This window comes from Desulfovulcanus ferrireducens, assembly GCF_018704065.1.
In the GTDB taxonomy this organism is placed as follows: Bacteria; Desulfobacterota; Desulfovibrionia; order Desulfovibrionales; family Desulfonatronovibrionaceae; genus Desulfovulcanus; species Desulfovulcanus ferrireducens.
Window position 1 is genome coordinate 159799 of sequence record NZ_JAGUQP010000001.1, and the last position, 19476, is coordinate 179274.

A 19476-nucleotide genomic window follows, 5' to 3' on the forward strand; every position below is an offset into this window, starting at 1 on the left:
ATATAGGAGTAAATGAATATGGATAGTAATTATTCTGTTACCATACCATGGAATGAAACGGTTGAGCTTCAGCAGGACAAAGAATACTGTATTGTATATGATAAGAAAAAACAAGAAACCTACAAGATTGGATTTCATGAATACAGGAAAATATATTCAATACCTGGACTTTATGAGTATCTTTTCTATGATAAGCTTAAATGTTGTTCACCCGAAAAGGTTTGTAGCTTTCTTGAACGTGCAATCAAAACTGAGTCTCTTGATATGATTGATCTTCATGTATTAGACCTCGGTGCGGGAAATGGAATGGTTGGAGAACAGTTGCGCAATGTAGGTGTCAAAACAGTATACGGACTTGATATAGAAAAACTAGCAGAAAAAGCGGTAAAAAGAGATCGTCCAACGGTATATAATGATTATTATGTGGCTGACCTAACCCACTTACCTCAATCTCTGCGTGATGAGCTCAACAAAAAAAGATTTAATTGTTTAGTTGCGGTTGCAGCCTTGGGATTCAGTGTTCCTCCTGAAGTGCTTATCCAAGGAATAAACCTGCTCTCGACTCCAGGATGGGTTGCTTTCAATATTAAGGAAGACTTCCTTTCAGGTGATGATTTAACCGGATTTTATTTTTTAATACGAAATATGATAGAAAATGATATTCTTGATGTTCGCTTACAAGAAAGATATCAGCATAGATTATCAATTCAGGGGAAACCGCTTTACTATATTGCTATAGTAGGAAAGAAAAAAGCGGATATCCCAACTGAATGGTTAAGTAAGTTTAAATTGTGTATGTAAATACCATTTAATGACCCTTTCAAATTACGATTTCACTGTCTGTCGGACGAAATAATAGAGCTATCTGAACAATTTCTGTACCAAAATCTGGTATGTTCAAAAATCAGAACAATTAGCAGATGCAAGCGGTTTTACAGACATAAACACTCTGGCCCAAATTTTTTTTGGGGTCATGAATATCATAATCTGCCAAGCCAAAATCCATCCCGGTTATTAGTCTGGGCATGATAACTCAAAAATAACCGGCGGTAATCCTCTGGTTTTTTGATTGTCAACTGAACCTCCTCAGACATATCCTCATGTTTGTTTTCAAAGCCAAGGTTGACCCCTTACTATACTTTGTGCCATGGTATCCCCTTTTGTTTATCTAACCCCGTTGTTATAGGCGGGAGGGCGCCTACGTTAGATAGTCTCAATCCAAAAAAATTTTCCTCCGTCATTCTGAGGGAGCATAAGTTCCGCTTTGGCGGTAATCTCTAAAGTTGAGAACGAGATTCTTCTTTTTAGAATGACATAATTAGAACTTCTAGCGGGTGTACCCAAGGAGGGATGATTTTGAACGAGTAATTATATCACTTGCTTAGAAGTTGAATGAATTGTGCAAATGTTATACTCTCCATTAAGGTCAACCTATTCAATAAACTGATTAAAAGGATTCAATGAACTCAAAAAACATTCTTTTAAAGCGAAACTCATATATTGTTAACGGTCAGGTTCAAGGTGTTGGATTCAGGCCTTTTGTGTATAAAATGGCCATGGATTTAAACCTGACCGGAATGGTTAAGAATACTTCTGCCGGGGTACTTATCGAGGTTCAGGGCAGTGAAAGTCAGCTAAGCCAATTTGAATTTGCCTTGAAGCATAAGCTGCCCCCTCTGGCCAGAATTGTCCACCTGGAAAAAAAGGAGATCCCTCTTCACGATGACGAAACCCGGTTTGTCATTTTAAAAAGCGAAGGCGGTGAGGGACATCAGGTTTTGATAAGTCCGGATGTATGTATTTGTGATGATTGCCTGCAGGAAATCTTTGATCCTGAAGACCGGCGTTACATGTACCCCTTTACCAATTGCACCAATTGCGGGCCCAGGTTTACCATTACCCGTTCTATTCCCTATGATCGAGACAAGACCTCAATGGCCTGCTTTCCCATGTGTCCTCTATGCCAGAAAGAGTATGAGGATCCTTTAAACCGTCGTTTTCATGCCCAACCCAATGCCTGTTCAGAGTGCGGGCCCCATGTCTGGCTAATAGATAAGCAGGGAAAGACCTTGAGCAGTGAGAAGGAGGCGTTAGAAGAAACAGCCAGACTTTTGACCCAGGGGCGTGTTCTGGCCATAAAGGGGTTGGGCGGATTTCACCTGGCCTGTGATGCCACAAATGATACCGCGGTAAACTCCTTGCGCCAGAGAAAAAACAGGCCGGCCAAGCCTTTGGCGATTATGGTTCCGGACATAGCTACTGCCCGCCAGGTTGCCCATATTGATCCCCATGAAGAAGAACTCCTTCTGGGCCGGGAGCACCCCATAGTAGTTCTTAAGAAAAAATCAGATACTGCCTTAAGTCCATATCTGGCCCCGGATACCAATTACATTGGCCTTATGCTGCCTTACACGCCACTTCATTGTATTCTTCTTTTTTTGTATCAGAAATATATTGGAGCGGAGAAGTTGCCGGCCCTGGTAATGACATCGGGCAATTTCAGTTCTGAGCCTATTTCTTTAGGTAACCGGGAGGCTCTAAAGAGACTTTCAAAAATTGCCGATTACTTTCTTGTCCACAATAGAGATATTTTAATTCGCTGTGATGATTCGGTCGTTTATACCAGTGAGGGTAAAAGGCTTTTTTTCCGCAGGGCCAGGGGATATACTCCATCGCCTGTTTTTTTGGCCTCCGAAGGAGAGACAGTCCTTGGAGTTGGCCCGGAACTTAAAAACACCATTTGTCTAACCAAGGAAAACCAGGCCTTTGTTTCCCAGCACATTGGCGATTTAAAGAATCTGGAGACCTATGAATTTTTTCTGGAGAGCATTGCGCACTGGCAAAAAATTCTCCAGGTAAGTCCAAAAGCCATAGTTTGTGACCTTCATCCCGATTATTTAAGCACCAAATATGCACGTGAGCATGGCTTGCCGGTATATAGTTTGCAACATCACTTTGCCCATATTCATGCAGTCCTGGCAGAAAATAAGTTTTCAGGTCCTTGTCTTGGGCTGGCTCTTGACGGGACAGGGTATGGCGAGGACGGCACTTTATGGGGTGGTGAGCTTCTTCTGGTCGATAATGTTCGACTTTCCCATGCCAGGCTTGGTTGCTTCAGCCCAATTTCCTTGCCCGGCGGAGAAATGGCTATCCATGAGCCGTGGCGCATAGCTCGCAGTTTTCTCTATTCAATAGGGATAGATGAAAGCAGGGAGAAATTGCCATGGCTGAAGAGTTTTGCAAAGGCGGATCAAATTGTCATTCAAATGCTCTCAAAAGATATCAATTGTCCTAAATCTTCCAGTTGCGGCCGGTTTTTTGATGCAGTGGCAGCCCTTTTGGGTCTTAGGTTAAAAATAGATTATGAAGGACAGGCCGCTATTATTTTGGAGAGGGTGCAGGATTTTTCTGAGAAAGATTTTTATGAGGCAAAAATAAAAGAGAAAAATGGTCTTTTAGTGTTTGATACCGTAGAATTTATGGCCCAAATTGTTGATGACATGGAAAAAGGGTTGGATAAGGGTCGGATAAGCCGCAGGTTTCACCTGGGACTTATGCATGGTTTATGTAGCTGGGTAAAGAAGGCAAGTGCCAGGACAGACATTAAGCATGTGGCCTTAAGTGGCGGGGTAATGCAAAACCTGACCCTGCACAGGGAATTGCCAGAGATGCTAAAAAGGCAAGGACTAAAGCCTCTTATGCATAGAAAGGTTCCACCAAATGATGCTTGTATTTCTTTGGGACAGGCTGTTTATGGGCAAAAAATGTTAAAAGACTAAAAGGTTGGGTAAAAGGCGAGACTGGCTCGTTTCATCTTTTTTAACCCAGGACTCAGAATTCAGATGAGAAAGAATAAAAATGTTTTGGTCATAAATTTGACGCGATTTGGGGATCTTTTACAGACCCAGCCTGTTTTTACTGGTTACAAGAAAAAGGGATATGATGTCGCTCTGGTCTGTCTGGAAAATTTTGCCGGTGCAACCTGCCTGCTTCGGGATGTGGACCATGTTTTTCCCCTGCCCGGAGCCAGGCTACTTGCCCTGCTTGATAAATCATGGCCACAGGCCCTTAAAGAACTTCACTTGTGGGCAAGAAATATCGGCGATAATTTACCAATTAGCCTGGTTGTTAACTTGACACCCTCCATAAGCGCCCGTCTGCTTTCACGTTTATTTTCTGGTGTAAAAACTAGCGAAAGCGGCGAACCAAGCCGGAGCGTTGGTTTTGGTCTGGATGAACTTGGTTTTGGCTATTACTCCAATAATTGGGCAGCTTTTTTACAGGCATCCTCAAAAGCCAGAGGGTGTAGTCCCTTTAATCTTGTGGATATTCAGGTTCGCGCCGCAGAACTTGAGCCGGGAGACATTGTTTTTAAACTCAAAGACCCAGAGCCTGGAACAGTTAAAAAATGTCAACAAAACTTGAAAGGTCTGGCTCCTGAAGGAGCCAAGGGGTTTATTGGGTTTCAACTGGGAGCCAGTGATGACAAGCGGCGTTGGCCTGTTGCCCATTTTGTCCGCCTGGCTGAGTTGTTGTGGCCAAAGTTAAAACTTTCTCCTGTTCTGTTTGGGGCCGAGTCAGAGAAGGGCCTGGCTGACCGGTTCAAACAAATGAGCTCCGGGCCGTATATTGATCTGATTGGTCAGACAGATCTTGTGCATCTGGCCGGGTACTTGCGTCAGTGTAAGCTGTTGGTCACAAATGATACAGGAACCATGCACCTGGCAGCAGGTTTGAGTGTTCCTATCGTGGCTTTTTTTCTGGCTACTGCCCAGCCTTGGGATACCGGGCCTTATTTAGAAAATAGCCTATGTTTGGAGCCGAAAGTTTCTTGTCATCCCTGCTCTTTCGATCAGGTGTGTGAACATAAATTTAAATGCAGGAAAACTATTGGCCCGGAGGTTGTGTTCAAGGCTATTGAAAGTTTTTTAAATTCAAAGTGTTGGCCTGAAATTTTAGAACCAAGGGTTTTGGCCTGGAAAAGCATAAAGGAAAGTCACTTTATGGGGCTCGAGCAACTTGGAGATGATGTGCCGGATAGAGTCAAATGGATGCATTTGCAGCGTTACTTTTATGCTTCTTTTTTGGATAATAGACTTTGTCTGTCTCCGGATAGAAAATTTTTTCCTGGCTCTGAATTTGGCCAGAAACTGATTGAGGATATTGTAAGGATAAACTCGCTTCTTGAATTACTGGTTCAGCAGGCCAGAGTATTACAACAAAGCCGGGTAAAGACTTTACAGCATAAGTTCATGCAGACCTGGCAGAGACTTGGACAATTATTTGAAAAAAATAAATATTTTTCTGTGCTTGGTTTGCTCTGGACTTATCAGTCCCAGGAGGCAGGCAAGAATCTGGATGCGTTTGTCCGCCTCTGTTCTAATTACTCAACTCTGTTAACGAGCATGCTTAATTTTTTTTCTGTTGACCGTGGCACGTAAATTGAATTAAATTTAAGAAAATACCACTGTTAAGCCAGGAGGGGAAAAATGATTATAATTGATGGCCAAAGAAGTGACTTAAGCGTAAAAAATTTTGATAATCTGGAAGATTTATTGGTTAAGCTCATGGAAGATGAACAGATGAATGATCGCGTTGTCACAGATGTTTTAGTCAATGATGAAGCTTTTTCAGAAATTTATCCTCATCAAGCTGAGGATGTAGGCGCAGAGGAAATTGAAAAGGTAGAAATCAAGACTGTGCCCATAAGTGAGATGGCCGTGAATATTACTCGCGAACTATATAAGGTGATTAATCTTATGGGTAAGGGTGGTCGTGAAATTGCCAGTCTTTTTCGTCAGGCTGACGACATGGAAGCTCTGGATATGTATCAGGATTTACTGGAAGTGACCAGGGATTTTTTGGGTATGGTTGGAGTGTTGCGCACTGAGTTTAGGTTACAGGATATTCCTGAGTTTCAAAGCTCCTTAGACAAACTTTCCGAGCTTTTTTCTGAAATGATGGAAGTACAGGAAAATGAAGATTGGATACTGCTATCTGATTTAATCGAATATGAATTTTTGCCTTTAGTGGAAGAATGGAAGAAGATAGTTGCTTATTTGCAAGATGAAATCAAAAAAAATGCTAAGGCATAATATAATGAATAAGGCAAATGAATATTTTGAACAGGCGATTTGGTTAAGTCAGGAAGAAATCTCCTCTCTTCAAGATGAAAATGTGGAGCAAGCTCAAGAATTGGCCCAGAAAAGAGGGGAGGTGTTGGAGCGTTTTTTTGCGCAAAAGGATAGTTTTTCACAGGATGAATTTTTACAAAAATTAAAACAACTGCAAAGACTCCAAGGCCAGGTAGTGGCCACAGCCCGAGGGCTTCACGCAACTTTGCAAAAAGAGTTAATCAGAGTAAAAGGAGAAAGAAAAAGGTTTTCAGGCTATAAAAAGGCTACAAAAGTGACGCCAATCCATAGTTATTATGTGAGCAAGAGGGGATAATTAAACAAACATTGTTTAAGAAAAAGGCTATGTTTGTGGAGATTGAACCTTGACCAATTAAATATCAGATCACTTTCATTACAAATTCACGCCTTCCTGCCCAGGATAAAGTTGTCGGTAGATTGACACAGGATCTAATAGGCTAAGAAAAGTTAGTATGAAATGCCTATTAAAAAATCCGATTCAATCACCAACGGTGCTCCTGGGCTTCTTTTTTGAGTCTGTTGCCAAACCGTAGTTAAGAGGATAATTTTTCATAATCCTGATTTCTTTCATGCCGGTGCAAACGCCCGGACCCATCTATAATTTGCTTGCGGGCAGAGCATAGTGGGGCAATTAGGATAAATGAACATTCTTTTATTGTCGATACTTATGGCAAATAGTCCCGGATATTTAGCTTTGTCCACCCGATGCTCTGCTTATCCGCAAGCTTCGCCAAGATGTCTTACCCAGCCCTTTGCAATGCTTTCAATAAGCCAGGATTTCTAATCTGGTAGTCAAAATGGGGTTTGGCCACAGACTTTTTTATCTTTTTTGTTTGTACCCTACTTGACCCAGCAGTCCTTTCTTTTTAAGGAATCCTATAAAAAAATAAGCTAATTAATATTAAAACAGGTGAGATTATGTATATCAAGCTGATCCTTTACCTTTTGAGTATACAGATATTTTTTCTATCTAACCTATGGGCAGCGCAGAAAAAATTTAATCTGGTTTTAGTGCATAGTTATGCCAGCGACGATGTGTGCGGAAGGCCACAGTACGAAGGAATGCTAAAGGTATTAAGAAGATCAGAGCCTTATGAACAAATGCAGACTATAAACTTTTATATGGATACCAAAGCTACTTACACCACCAGAGAACAGATCAGAATGCAGGCTCAAAAGGCCTTGGAAATCATAGCCAAAAATAAACCAAATGTGGTGGTTACTTTTGATGATGCAGCCTTTGCTTATGTGGGATTGAAACTTGTGGGAGATCCTCGCATTTCCGTGGTGTTTACCGGGCTAAATGGTCAGCCTGAAGATTATGATCGACAAAGAGATTTCATGCTTACGCGAGCCAGGCCAGGTTATAATGTAACCGGGGTTTATGAAAAATTGTATATCCAGAAATCGGTCAATGTACTACAAAGTATTTGTCCGAGGGTGAAAAGGGTCATTGCTATTGTGGATTCTACCATTACTGGCAATGCCATAAAGAAGCAGATTGCATTGGAAACAAAAAATATTGATGTCGACTGGAAAACCATTCAAGTGGAATCCTATGAAGAATACCAAAATTTGGTATTAAAGATAAACAAGCAGCGTTTAGCTGATGCTCTTTATCCTGTGGCCCTATCTTTACCCAGTGCCCGGGGTCAGGTGACATTTAAAGAGATTTTCAGGTGGACGATCGAACATTCAAGGTTGCCAGATTTAGCTTTAAATTATTATTTTTGTCGTTTAGGCTTGTTTGGCGGAGCAGCAGTGGATTTTACTCAGATGGGTATGCAGGCAGGAGAAAAAGTGCTTTGTATTTTACAGGGGAAAAAGGCTGGTGATTTATCCATTGAAGATGCCAGGGAGTATGCGATAGTTTTCAATCGGGCTAGAGCCAGGATGCTAAAAGTAGAAATCCCTAAAGAAATTTTACTAGCAGGAGATGTAATATATGAAGATATTGCTTTATTGCCTTGAATTAAAAACTATAAGTTATTGTTAGGCTTGCAGATATGAATTTCAATCCTAAAGAATCATTAAAGGTAAAAATTTTTTTACCTTTTTTAGTGTTAATTTTTTTAGGTTTAGTCTATAATTTTATTTTTGTATATAGTTATAAGAAAATATTAAATATATACGTTGAGCAGAGTTTAGAGAATGATATAAAATATGTTAATGAAGTGTTGCGGACAGAACTGATTTCTTTTGAAGAGAAAGTAGAGCAGTTAACTAAAGACAATGTCCTAAAAGTTGTTTTGAAATTGGATTTACCTGGTTATGGCAAAAATTATTTTAAAGGTTTGACCGCTAACACTAAAATTTTGGGGTTAGTTATATATGATATAAACGGAAAAGAAAGATTTTCTACTTTAAATAGGGAATTTTATCTAGAGCTAAATAAAAATGAGTCAATAAGATTTGTCAACGTTAAAAATAAGATCCTAGCTTTGGTTACCAAAGCAGTAGTTTTCGATAACAACATTGTTGGTTATTTAGTTGCCTATACTCATTTTCCAAGAATAAGTAGAATTGAAAAATTATCTAGAAGCAGAGAGCATGGCCTTGCTTTTGGTTTAGATAACGAGGTAATATTATGTTCGAGCTGGATAAGAGAATATATCAATTCAATCAATTTAGAAAATAGTAATAAAGTGTCTAGGTATTCTTTCGATATTTTTTATTTTTTAGAAAAGGAAAATAAGAATTATGCTTTTCAAAAATTTAATTTTAAATATAAAGGAGCTCATTTAGTAGGATTAATTCTGCAGGAAATTAAGAAGATTAGAATCCCATTAAATAGATTATTAGAAATTTTTATTATGGGTTCATTGTTTTTAATTGTTTTGTTAATTTTTAGTCTTAGATCTCTGCAGAAAAAATTGTTTAAACCAATTGCTCAACTTTCCAAAATATCGCAGGAAATTAAAGAAGGTAAAAATATTGATTGGTATCATATAGACAATATTTATTCTTCACATGATGAGATTCATATTTTATATTTTAATTTTAAACAAATGGTGAAGAGTTTAAACGAGGCTATAGACAGGGCAGAGAAGGCTAACAAGATGAAGGATGTTTTTTTGGCAAATGTTAGCCATGAGATTCGTTCTCCAATTAATGCTGTTATGGGAGTAGCTCAGTTATTAGAAAGATCTGAATTAAGTTTGGAACAGAAAAAATACGTACGCATGATAAAAAATGCATCACAAGATTTGCTGAGGATTATCAATGATATTTTAGATGTCGCCAAAATGGAAGCTGAAGGTTTAGATATTAAAGTTGAAAATAATAATCTACATCAGTTAATCAATGAACTGGCCGAGATTTATCATCATCAAGCTGAAAATAAGGGGTTAAGATTTATAACAGATATAGAACCTGCCATACCTCAGTGGATGCTTTTCGACGAGACGCGTTTGAAACAAGTTTTGATGAATCTTTTATCAAATGCCATAAAATTTACCTCCAAAGGAGAAGTCAAACTCTCAGTTTCAGTTAAGGACAAAAAGGTTGGGGCTAATAACGAGGTTCTTGTTCGATTTTCCGTTCAGGATACGGGAGTGGGAATCCCCGAGGATAAGATCAATGATATTTTTTCTCCTTTTGTCCAGGCCAATCAAGGTTTAAACCGTGAACATGGTGGAACTGGTCTGGGCCTGACCATTGCCAATGAGTTGGTCAAAAGAATGGGTGGTAATGGTTTGAGTTGTTTGAGCAAAGAGGGGAAAGGGAGTACTTTTTGGTTTGTTTTGCCTATGCAACTAGGTAAAAGAGAAAAGGATTGGACCGAGACCCGGAAAATTGAAGGAGCAGGATTCAGCAAAATGCGTGTTTTAGTGGCTGATGATAGTCAAGAGAATTTGGAAGTAATGGAAGACGTTTTAAATATTTTAGGAGTACAGGAAGTACTATGTGTAAGCAACGGACAAGACGTTTTGGATCTGATTGAGCAGGATGAAAAGAGATTTGATGTTTTGATTTTAGACTTGGAGATGCCTGGTGTTGATGGATTAACGTGTGCACGAAAGCTTCGCCAGAAAGGAATTAATATTCCTATGATAGCTATGACTGGTCACGCCTTTGAGAGCTATAAAAAGAAGTGTTTTGAAAGTGGTATAGATTACTTTTTGACCAAACCCTTTAAGATAGAAGAGCTGCAGGGTATTTTAGCCAAAATTGTGGCTGGGAAGACACAAAAAGATAGTGATACTTAGGTGGTAGCTGGGTTGGTTGGTTTTGTTTGGTTCTCAGGACATACTATGTGATTTTCGGGAAATTTAAGTAAAAAATGGCGGAGAGGGTGGGATTCGAACCCACGTGCCCTGCCTTCACAGGACAAAGCGATTTCGAGTCGCCCCCGTTACGACCACTTTAATACTTTTTGCTTCAAATCAACAACTAATTAGAAAGATTACACTAATTTCAAGCTCATCACTTTTGTTGTGTTAAAAATTTGTATAAAATTTTATGTTCAACTAAAAGGCTTGTCAATCTGTCCTTTCCCTTTTCTTTAAGACTACCTGATGTATACCTGACGGTAAAACTGACATGAATACTGATGCTAGTCCTTCTTAAATCCCTACCTTTTTATATTCATAACCTAGTGAAATAATTAAATTTAAAAGATTATCGCCGGACTTCGAATCCGTAGGTCGCACGTTCGAATCGTGCAGGGCGGGCCAAAAATTTCAATAACTTACAACCCAAAAATAAAAGCTATGAAATTTAGGTGACGGGACTTTTGACGGGAGTTAAAGACGCCTTTTAGAGAGAAAGGAAAGGGAAAAACATTCCTTTAAAATTAAATTTAAAGTTATTTTTAAGTTTAATTTAAAGGAATTTTTTTGTCCTTAACTAATCATAAAGGAGTAATTAAATGCAAAATATTAGTTTCTCATCGCTTGGAGAAGTAAAGGACAAAGATTTACAAACTAAAATCAAGAAACAACTCGAACTTGAAGAGGAATCTATTACCTTAGGAGTTAAACGGTACAGAGATAAGCTTCAAGAAGCTAGAGAAAAGGGAAAGATTTAACTCAATTACAACCTGAGAATATTCTTTACTTTCTTATCTTTTCCCTGAGAAAGACAAAGTTCCTTTGATGGGAGTTTTAAGTTTCATCTTGGGTAGAAAAAGAAATACTAACAAAAAAACAATTATATAAATAATTACAGATAGTTATAAAACATTTTGTTGGTGCAAATCCTAATCTAAAAAAGGGTTCTTTGTGGACTGAAATTTATTAATAATTTTGAAGGGTTAATCAATAGGCGCACTACTAGGGAGGGCTGAAAAGGAAAGAACCCAAAAAAAGGAAAGGAAAACACTTATTATAAATATAATTATAAATATATAATAAATATATAATAAATATATAATTAAAAATATACCAGAAAAAAATACCAAGAAAGTTTTATTAAAAAAGAAAAAAGAAGATAATACCACCAAGAAGAAGATACCTAAAAATAAACTTTAGAATATATTTTAAAAAAACCTATGAAATAGAATTCTTTAAAAACTAACCTAAAAAAAGGATTTAGAATAAGTTTCTTAATTCCATTTCTGGTGATGGTCTTTATAAAAACCTAACTAAGAAAATCATAATCAAAGAGTAACGAAGACACGCTAAGGAGAATTATGGCAGAACAAGAAGTTTGGAAAGACGTCAAAGGCTTTGAGGGTCTTTATCAAATTTCAAATTTAGGAAGGCTTAAAAACCTTAAAACAGGTAAGTTCCTTAATCCTGGTTATAAAGTATGTCTCTATAAAAATAGAAAATGTAAGCAATACGCTTTCCACCGTTTAGTAGCTGACCACTTTGTCCCTAACCCTAAAAACCTTCCTATAGTTATCCATAAGAACTGTGATAGGTCAGATAACAGAGCCAGCAATCTTAAATGGATTGGCTATACGACTGAAAGATATTTTTGTAATCGTGAAGGTTATCGGGATAATCAAAGAGAGACTTAGTCTCGCTAAAGAGAGGTAAACATCTTTCTCTTTCTTAATAGATAGAAATTAAAATATTCTCCCCCTTATATAGGCTCAAAGAATGAAGTTTTTTATTTTGTTCTTTGAGCCTTTTTTATTATTTATTATTTTATTCTACTGTTAAAAAGAAAGGGGGAGTTAAAGATATATTACTAAAAAGATAAAACTATAAAAAACAAAGGGGGAGACAACATGAAAAGACTTACTCCATTACAAGCAATCAGGAAGCAGTGTTTAAGTTGTATGGGCGGTAGTTATAAATTTGTAGAAGAATGTCAAAATCAAGATTGTTCACTCTTTCCTTATCGTTTAGGTCGTATTGAACCTGGTACAGATAGACGGACACTAAAGGCTATCCACAATTATTGTCTTGATTGCTTAGGCAGTGTCAAAGAAGTTAAAGAGTGCCAAGGCAATGAACCTTATCTTGATAATGAGCCATGTTTCTTATGGTTGTTCAGACTGGGCACAAATCCAAACATAACTAAAGAGACACGGGAAAAGAGAAGAGCAATTGCTCAAAATCATAAATTTAAGCCTATGGACAAGCGAGTTTTTGTTCTAGAATGCTCGAAAATGGATTAACCTATAGTTTAGGTCATCTAAGTAGATTTTGAAGCAAAATAAAAGCAAAAAAGGGGGGTTTTATGTTTATTAAGGAAACTTCGTTTCTCTATAAAGAGAGGCTTAGTCTCGCTAAGAATTACCCCTATCTTTTCTATCTCTTCCCTTTCTTTATCCTTCTTCCCCCTTCTTTATTTGTTTCTTATTAGTAATTATTCCTATTTAGTGTCATTCCTCCCCTTCTGTCATTATTTCATAAGGGATACTATTACTTCTGAAATTTTTCATTGTAAATTGACCCAGTTTTTTCATGAAAATTGACCCACCAATGATAAGGAAGCCTCCTATCGTAGAGATAGGAGGGAAGAGAGGTGATAAGCATGGAAGACTGGGTAACCATTAGAAATTTGAAGAAAAAACGTCCTGATTTGGGCACGAGGAAAATTGCTGAGTTATTGGGAGTGTCCAGGAACACGGTAAGGCGGGCTTTAAGGTCGGACGAGTATCCCGTTTATAAGCGGGAAAGCAAGGTTAATAAAGACCTGGTGCCCTTTTTTGATTTTATTGGAGAATCTTATCTTATCAAAAAGCAGAAGATTAGTGTTATTATCAGCAACCTGAGGAGTAAAGGTTTTAAGGGCTCAGATAGCAGTGTTTATAGGTACATTAGAAACAATTTAAAGGTAGAGAGAGAATTGGGAAAAGCTAGAAGTTTCAAGCCTTATGAGACCTTGCCTGGCGAACAGATGCTTTATGACTGGTCTGAATACAGTGTTAATCTTGCCGGAAATTTTACCAAGATATATGTGCATATCACCATTCTTGGCCATAGTAGATACAGGACATACAATGCGACACTTTCTATTAAACAAGCAGACATTCTGGATGTGTTGGAAGAATCTTTTCATGAATTTGGCGGGGTATGTCAGAGAATTCAGGTAGATAATGCCAGAGTATTTGTTGATAACGCTTCGGTTAACAATTTTAAGTGGAATTTACGTTTTTTGAATTTTTGTGGGTTTTACGGAGTAAAGCCCACCCGCTCTCTTCCTGGCCATCCCTGGAGCAAGGGAAAAGTAGAGAATCCATTTTATTATCTTGAAAACCATTTTATCAATAACAGACGATTTGATTCCTTTGAGGATTTTTACGACAAGCTGAAAGAATTTCAACAGCAAGTAAATAACACTCTCCATAACTCCCTGAATAAAAAACCTTATGAAGCCTATTTGCTAGAAAAAGAGCATCTGTTTGAGTTACCTAAAACGAAATATGTTGGTTTTAAAGAAGAATTCCGTAAGGTGACCTCTGATTGTTTGATCTCGTATAATGGCAATCGTTATTCGGTTCCGCATTTATATGCCAGAAGTGAAGTATGGATAAAGCTTTATAAGGGAATATATCTACACATCTACTCTAAAATCAACAAGTTGATAGCGGTCCACAAACTCGCACCAGGTAAGGGCAAAGTAATCATAGATAAAAGCCATTATGAAGGATATAATTGCAAAGAATCTCGGGAGACCTTTGCTCTATCCGCAGCAAAATTAAAAAACAGATTTAATGACTATAACAGATTAGAAGACTTTATACTCGCTGTAAAATCACAGAAAAGATTAAATCCTGCCTATCATCTTTATCAAATAAGGCGTGTTTTTGAAGACTATTCAAAAGAAGACTGTATAACCTGTATGGAGGAATGTCTGAAATATAATGTCTTCAATTTTCATTTTGTAAAAGGCTACCTTGCCGATAAGGCGAAAATCAAACTGGATGTCTGCAATCATTCAATTAATGATGTTGTCTTTCCAAAAGTAAATGTTAAAAGACCATTATCGGAGTATAGCCTATGAAACTAGCAACAGACAATATCTCCAAAAGTATAAAAGAATATTGTAAACTTCTATCTTTGCCTGTTGTTGCTGACTGTTATGAAACAGAGGCAGAAAATGCTGTCAAAACCAAAAGCTCTTATCAAGAATATCTGTATAAAGTCCTTCAAAATCAGATAATTGTAAGAATGGACAACTCAATAAACGCAAAGATTAAAAAGGCAAAATTTCCATTTATTAAAACCATTGAAGAGTTTGATTTCAGTTTTCAGCCCAGTATAGACGAAAAACTTATTCGTGAACTGGCCAATCTGAATTTTCTGAGTCACGCAAAGAATATTATCTTTGTGGGGCCTCCTGGCGTAGGAAAAACACATCTGTCTGTAGCTATCGGCATCAAAGTGGCCAAAGCAAGAAAAAGAGTTCTGTTTTTTACCGCCGAAGAACTTATTAACCAGCTAATATCAGCTGAACTCTCCAAAAAATTGCCAACTTATATTGACTCCTTATCCAGAATAGACCTCTTAATCATAGACGAATTGGGCTACCTTGAAATAGGCAAACACGCTGCCTCTCTATTCTTTAAGCTCATTTCAAAAAGGTACGAAAAGACTTCAACCATAGTCACTACTAATAAACCCTTTGATGAATGGGGAGATATCTTCGGAGATGAAGTCGTAGCTGCCGCCATCCTTGATAGGCTGCTACACCACTCCTACCCCTTTCTTATTCAGGGTAAAAGTTACAGAGTGAAAGAGTTATTCGATAAAAAACAAAAATAATTTTTTTTGGTTAAATCTAAAGGTGGGTCAATTTTCGTGAAAAAAACGGGTCAATTTTCGTGAAAATTGACAACTTCAAAACCTTTGGTTTAGTGAAGTAGTGGTATCCCTTTTTTTCGTATTACTATTTTTATTTTATAACGCCAGTTGAGTTAATCTTCTAAAAAATTTGTAATACCATTTCATTTCCTCTTTTTGTTTCCTTAAAGAGTGACGAAGTCACGCTATGATTATCTTCTCTCTATTTTTTTGGTACAAAAATTTGAGACACCATTAAGCTATTCCTTCGCCTGTAACTTCCCCCCATGCCCCTAGTATTTACCTTATAAGCTAAGGCAAGTCTTTAACTCTATTTTAAAAGGTACTAAAGCCCTTCCTTTTTATTGTCAATTATCAAGATAGGATACACAACAGACAAAGAGTTAGGTAATAAAAATCTTTATCTCTTTTTTTCTTATCTATTTTTTTTTGATTAGCTATACGCTAGTATTTAACTATTCATTAAATTAAATCCTTGACTAAATCTAAAAAAAGTAGTTTATACTAACTCCATAGTGTAAAAGTTAATTTGATAACATTAACATGGGAGGTATTATCATGGAGAATGTATTGCTTATAGTAGAAAGTAAAGAGTTAGAAATCTGGCATGACGTTCATTTTTACTTTGAAGAAAATGAGTCTAAGGCATTTTATAAAGAATGGAAGAACATTCAAGATAAAGAAGTTGAAGGAAGGATAAAAGACTTAATCATAAAAGCTAAAGAATTGATTGGGCTAGCTGAAGAATTATCAAAAGACTTAAAGAATGACGAATTCATCACGCTAAAGAGAAATGAAGTTTTCTTAAGTAAATAAAACTTTTGTCTGGAAATCTTCATAGTGAAACGAAGTTTCTCTTTAGCGAGACAATAGTCTCTCTCTTTTAGGTCAGGTAAGAATACCTGGCCTTTTTTATTAGCGAGACGAAGTCTCTCTCTAAATAATTAACTTGCTAACTTTCATGGGAAAGTTAACCAGTTTGATTTCATAATAAATAAAACAAAATCAATGTGTTAAATGTAAAAATAAGAAAATTTTAAAAATCATTCCTTGACATCTTGTTAAGTTTTAACTACATGAGCTTGGAAACTTAACAAGTTTACAGGGGAGGGATAAAATGAGAAAAGGCAATCCTAATCACCCAAAGAAAGGTAGTTCAATCAAGGTAGAACCTATCAGAAACATAAAAGACATTAAGGCTATTAAAAAGCTCTTAGAAAATAAGCCTAGAGATTATTGTTTATTCACTCTTGGGATAAATACCAATCTCAGAGCTTCAGACTTATTAAGAATTACTGCTGGCCAGGTTAAAGATTTAAAGCCTGGTGATGAAATAGAGATTAAAGAAAAGAAAACAGGAAAGTTTAGACGTATCACCCTAAATAAGGCTTGTATCAAGGCAATTCAAAAACTGTTAAAATCAAGACAATATGAAGACCATGAACCATTATTCATAGGTCAAAGAGGGCCATTAACTGTTCCTTCTGTTACAAGACTAGTTAAAAGCTGGTGCAAAGCAATTAACTTGAAGGGCAATTATGGGAGTCATACGTTGAGAAAGACCTTTGGCTATCAGCAAAGAGTTAGGTTTAATGTTCCTCTTCCTTTACTGATGGAAACCTTCAACCACTCCAGCCAAAAGGAAACTTTAAATTACCTTTGTATCCAAGAAGAAGAAATAAAGTCTATTTATGAAAATGAAATTTAATCAGTTTTAAATGCTACAATTTACTAGAACAACTGGAGAAGGTAGCCATGCTTCTAATTACAAAAAACTTGTCAGTACCTAAAGACTTAAGAGGTTTTGCTAAATACTCTTTTGAGTTTATTGATGAGGTTTCTGACAGACTAGGTGGAATACAGCCCAAGCACCTTATTCCTTTGGGAGAGGCTGATTGGCCAGAGGATGTTAAAAACAAGATTGCCGAGATATTTAAGAAAATAGGCGTTCCAGACCCTATGAAACAAAAGCTGGTTGAGCCTTATGCTAGGGGATTTAAAGGAAAAGTTGGCAAATCTAAAGAATATAACTTTGAAGAAGTAAACTGGGAAATTGTTGTTTATTACTTTAAATGGGAAGCCGCTTGTTGGATAGGTGATTATGACGAGGCTGACAGAATAAAAGAAGAGTATTATAAAAAAGATTTTGAATATGACCCATTTTGGCACTATGGAGTTTATGGAGACCCTTTTGAAAGTTATTATTAACGAAAGCTAACAATCCTTTATGCTTTAGTAATCAAAGCAATGTTTTTGCCATTTTAATGCGCTAGAATATTTTAAAGTGAAATTTTAATACTTTATAGGCAAAGGCAATTTTTAAGTATTTTAGGCCAATTTAAAGCGATTTTTTAGCTAAATGAGCAATATGCTTTTCAAGGCCCACCTTCAAAATAACATCTTTTAGTAATATTTCAGGTTTAAATCTTTTAGCATAGTGTCCCATAGTTATATCTTTAACTGAATGTCCAACAACTTCTTTTAGCTTAGTATCATTAATACCTTTTTGTTTAGCTGTGTTTATAAATGTATGTCTGAAGCTATGGAATGTTTTATTTTCTTGAATATTCAATTTCTTTCTTAACCTGCCAAACCATTTAGTTATATAGTGGCCATATCTTCCTTCTATCTTTCTTAATTCAGGAAATAACCTGTCATGCTTAACTGATTTGATAAAATCAATAAAACCTAGTTCCTTTATTAAAAAAGGATGAATGGGCACTTTTCTTTCTGAGGCTAAGGTTTTTAATTTTTTCTCACCATTTGAATTTATATCTATAACCCAAATATCATCTATTTTTTTGATGTCCTCTTTGTGTAGCTGGGCAAGTTCTTCAAGCCTGGCCCCAGTCATTAAGGCTAATATTGGTATCCAATACATATAAGGCTTTCCAAAATTGCCATTAACATAATCTTCAAAATGGAAGATTTTATATAAATCTTCATCAGTAAAGGGTTGTCTCTTATCTTTTTTGTTTTTTTCTCTTAATTTTAAACCTTTTGCGTAATTTTCTTTCATATAACCATGTCTAACTGCATAGTTAAATAAGCTAGATGTATGGTCAAAAATTTTGTTTATTGTTGTAATATGTAGTTTTTCTTCATCTGGAATGTCCATTTGTATTATTTCTTTGATTGTTTTATTTTTGTATTTTTTATTTGTTTCTCTCTTTTTTGGTAGTTTAAGCAAAGTCTCTTTAAACTTATTCATTGTACTATGGTTGATTTGACTAGCCTTTATATCTCCTAAAACTTCAATCAAAATTTTCAAAATTTTAGGATTTTCTTTTAAACTTCTTTCACACCATGCATTTGTTCTTTTCTTTTCTGCTACATATTTATCAATCAACTTAGATAGTTTTATACTTTCAAACTCTTCTTGCTGTAAATTATCACTTGAATTAACTAGATTGTTTAAAAGTGCACCTAATTTAAACAGTAAAGAATTTTCATCAAGACTTACTTCTTCTTCAAGAGCAAATTTTAAAATGTCTTCACCTTTTTTATGAATACATTTTGCTAAATCTTCCATAGCGTCAGTACGTAAAAAACAATATGTTTCTTCTTCAATGTTATCTAAAGTCTTAATTCTCCTTATTGAAACCCTATATTCTTCGTCTTCTTCAAGAACTTTTTTAAAATATTTTTTCAAACTTTCATTTATTGTTTTTTTGTTTAATTCTTGATTTCTCAAAAATAAGACTTTCTTGCTTCTCAATTCTATGAATAAACGATGAACATAGCTGGCCATCAATCTAGCTCGATGTTTTGCAATAGATAAACTTCCAGTTCTTAAAGAATACCTTAGTTCTGTTTTACAGATAATAGGTCTTAAATCCTTAGGAATAACTAAACGGAAGCAATAAGAAGAGCTATTACGGATTAAATAAGAAGGGGATTTGGTAATAGAAGACATATTTCAGGCTCTTTGAAATTTTAATTTGTGTAAAATTTCTGTGTTGAGCCTGAAATTAGTGTTAGGCTAGGTTATTCGTTGTTGTAGTGATTTTCGGGAAATTTAAGTAAAAAATGGCGGAGAGGGTGGGATTCGAACCCACGTGCCCTGCCTTCACAGGACAAAGCGATTTCGAGTCGCCCCCGTTACGACCACTTCGGTA

16 protein-coding genes are annotated in these 19476 nt (G+C 36.4%); 15 read left to right on the top strand and 1 reads right to left on the bottom strand.

Annotated features, from left to right (window positions below; all coding sequences use genetic code 11):
• The first annotated feature begins 18 nt into the window (after window positions 1–18).
• The 15 genes from KFV02_RS00740 to KFV02_RS00810 all read left to right on the top strand — a co-directional run bounded on the left by KFV02_RS00740 (window position 19) and on the right by KFV02_RS00810 (window position 17566).
• A complete protein-coding gene (locus KFV02_RS00740; RefSeq protein WP_252379615.1) occupies window positions 19–801 on the top strand; it encodes a class I SAM-dependent DNA methyltransferase in 783 nt (260 codons plus the stop codon).
• A 659-nt stretch (window positions 802–1460) separates the two neighbouring features.
• The gene (gene hypF / locus KFV02_RS00745; RefSeq protein ID WP_252379616.1) at window positions 1461–3779 is read left to right on the top strand and encodes a carbamoyltransferase HypF; all 2319 of its coding nucleotides are present in this window, start codon (window positions 1461–1463) and stop codon (window positions 3777–3779) included.
• A gap of 63 nt (window positions 3780–3842) precedes the next feature.
• Window positions 3843–5441 (top strand): glycosyltransferase family 9 protein, encoded by a 1599-nt coding sequence (locus KFV02_RS00750; RefSeq protein WP_252379617.1) that lies wholly within the window; start codon window positions 3843–3845, stop codon window positions 5439–5441.
• Window positions 5442–5489: 48 nt separating this feature from the next.
• A complete protein-coding gene (locus KFV02_RS00755) occupies window positions 5490–6095 on the top strand; it encodes a DUF8043 domain-containing protein (RefSeq protein ID WP_252379618.1) in 606 nt (201 codons plus the stop codon).
• 4 nt (window positions 6096–6099) lie between these two features.
• Entirely contained in the window at window positions 6100–6450 is a 351-nt protein-coding gene (locus KFV02_RS00760) for a hypothetical protein (RefSeq protein ID WP_252379619.1), read from the top strand.
• Window positions 6451–7073: 623 nt separating this feature from the next.
• A complete protein-coding gene (locus tag KFV02_RS00765) occupies window positions 7074–8126 on the top strand; it encodes an ABC transporter substrate-binding protein (RefSeq protein WP_252379620.1) in 1053 nt (350 codons plus the stop codon).
• A gap of 35 nt (window positions 8127–8161) precedes the next feature.
• Window positions 8162–10363 (top strand): ATP-binding response regulator, encoded by a 2202-nt coding sequence (locus KFV02_RS00770; RefSeq protein WP_252379621.1) that lies wholly within the window; start codon window positions 8162–8164, stop codon window positions 10361–10363.
• Between the two features lie 662 nt (window positions 10364–11025).
• Window positions 11026–11184, top strand: coding sequence for a hypothetical protein (locus tag KFV02_RS00775; RefSeq protein WP_252379622.1), 159 nt, complete (start codon window positions 11026–11028; stop codon window positions 11182–11184).
• 603 nt (window positions 11185–11787) lie between these two features.
• Window positions 11788–12120, top strand: coding sequence for an NUMOD4 domain-containing protein (locus KFV02_RS00780; protein WP_252379623.1), 333 nt, complete (start codon window positions 11788–11790; stop codon window positions 12118–12120).
• Between the two features lie 213 nt (window positions 12121–12333).
• Window positions 12334–12726 (top strand): hypothetical protein, encoded by a 393-nt coding sequence (locus tag KFV02_RS00785; protein ID WP_252379624.1) that lies wholly within the window; start codon window positions 12334–12336, stop codon window positions 12724–12726.
• Between the two features lie 359 nt (window positions 12727–13085).
• Window positions 13086–14558, top strand: coding sequence for an IS21 family transposase (gene istA, locus KFV02_RS00790; RefSeq protein WP_252379625.1), 1473 nt, complete (start codon window positions 13086–13088; stop codon window positions 14556–14558).
• Window positions 14555–15319, top strand: coding sequence for an IS21-like element helper ATPase IstB (istB, locus tag KFV02_RS00795; RefSeq protein ID WP_252379626.1), 765 nt, complete (start codon window positions 14555–14557; stop codon window positions 15317–15319). The genes istA and istB overlap by 4 nt, the downstream gene beginning before the upstream one ends.
• Before the next feature lie 597 nt (window positions 15320–15916).
• The gene (locus KFV02_RS00800) at window positions 15917–16174 is read left to right on the top strand and encodes a hypothetical protein (RefSeq protein ID WP_252379627.1); all 258 of its coding nucleotides are present in this window, start codon (window positions 15917–15919) and stop codon (window positions 16172–16174) included.
• Window positions 16175–16475: 301 nt separating this feature from the next.
• Entirely contained in the window at window positions 16476–17066 is a 591-nt protein-coding gene (locus KFV02_RS00805) for a site-specific integrase (RefSeq protein WP_252379628.1), read from the top strand.
• Window positions 17067–17113: 47 nt separating this feature from the next.
• Window positions 17114–17566 carry a hypothetical protein gene (locus tag KFV02_RS00810; RefSeq protein WP_252379629.1) on the top strand — a complete coding sequence of 151 codons (453 nt, stop codon included), beginning with the start codon at window positions 17114–17116 and terminating at the stop codon, window positions 17564–17566.
• Window positions 17567–17696: 130 nt separating this feature from the next.
• On the opposite strand, the gene KFV02_RS00815 is transcribed toward KFV02_RS00810, so the two are convergent.
• Window positions 17697–19274 (bottom strand): site-specific integrase, encoded by a 1578-nt coding sequence (locus KFV02_RS00815; protein WP_252379630.1) that lies wholly within the window; start codon window positions 19272–19274, stop codon window positions 17697–17699.
• Window positions 19275–19476 lie beyond the last annotated feature (202 nt).

Excerpts from the sequence above, each read along its gene's own strand:
- KFV02_RS00740 (WP_252379615.1), top strand. The coding sequence starts at position 19 with ATGGATAGTAATTATTCTGTTACCATACCATGGAATGAAACGGTTGAG.
- hypF (WP_252379616.1), top strand. The coding sequence starts at position 1,461 with ATGAACTCAAAAAACATTCTTTTAAAGCGAAACTCATATATTGTTAAC.
- KFV02_RS00750 (WP_252379617.1), top strand. The coding sequence starts at position 3,843 with ATGAGAAAGAATAAAAATGTTTTGGTCATAAATTTGACGCGATTTGGG.
- KFV02_RS00755 (WP_252379618.1), top strand. The coding sequence starts at position 5,490 with ATGATTATAATTGATGGCCAAAGAAGTGACTTAAGCGTAAAAAATTTT.
- KFV02_RS00760 (WP_252379619.1), top strand. The coding sequence starts at position 6,100 with ATGAATAAGGCAAATGAATATTTTGAACAGGCGATTTGGTTAAGTCAG.
- KFV02_RS00765 (WP_252379620.1), top strand. The coding sequence starts at position 7,074 with ATGTATATCAAGCTGATCCTTTACCTTTTGAGTATACAGATATTTTTT.
- KFV02_RS00770 (WP_252379621.1), top strand. The coding sequence starts at position 8,162 with ATGAATTTCAATCCTAAAGAATCATTAAAGGTAAAAATTTTTTTACCT.
- KFV02_RS00775 (WP_252379622.1), top strand. The coding sequence starts at position 11,026 with ATGCAAAATATTAGTTTCTCATCGCTTGGAGAAGTAAAGGACAAAGAT.
- KFV02_RS00780 (WP_252379623.1), top strand. The coding sequence starts at position 11,788 with ATGGCAGAACAAGAAGTTTGGAAAGACGTCAAAGGCTTTGAGGGTCTT.
- KFV02_RS00785 (WP_252379624.1), top strand. The coding sequence starts at position 12,334 with ATGAAAAGACTTACTCCATTACAAGCAATCAGGAAGCAGTGTTTAAGT.
- istA (WP_252379625.1), top strand. The coding sequence starts at position 13,086 with ATGGAAGACTGGGTAACCATTAGAAATTTGAAGAAAAAACGTCCTGAT.
- istB (WP_252379626.1), top strand. The coding sequence starts at position 14,555 with ATGAAACTAGCAACAGACAATATCTCCAAAAGTATAAAAGAATATTGT.
- KFV02_RS00800 (WP_252379627.1), top strand. The coding sequence starts at position 15,917 with ATGGAGAATGTATTGCTTATAGTAGAAAGTAAAGAGTTAGAAATCTGG.
- KFV02_RS00805 (WP_252379628.1), top strand. The coding sequence starts at position 16,476 with ATGAGAAAAGGCAATCCTAATCACCCAAAGAAAGGTAGTTCAATCAAG.
- KFV02_RS00810 (WP_252379629.1), top strand. The coding sequence starts at position 17,114 with ATGCTTCTAATTACAAAAAACTTGTCAGTACCTAAAGACTTAAGAGGT.
- KFV02_RS00815 (WP_252379630.1), bottom strand. The coding sequence starts at position 19,274 with ATGTCTTCTATTACCAAATCCCCTTCTTATTTAATCCGTAATAGCTCT.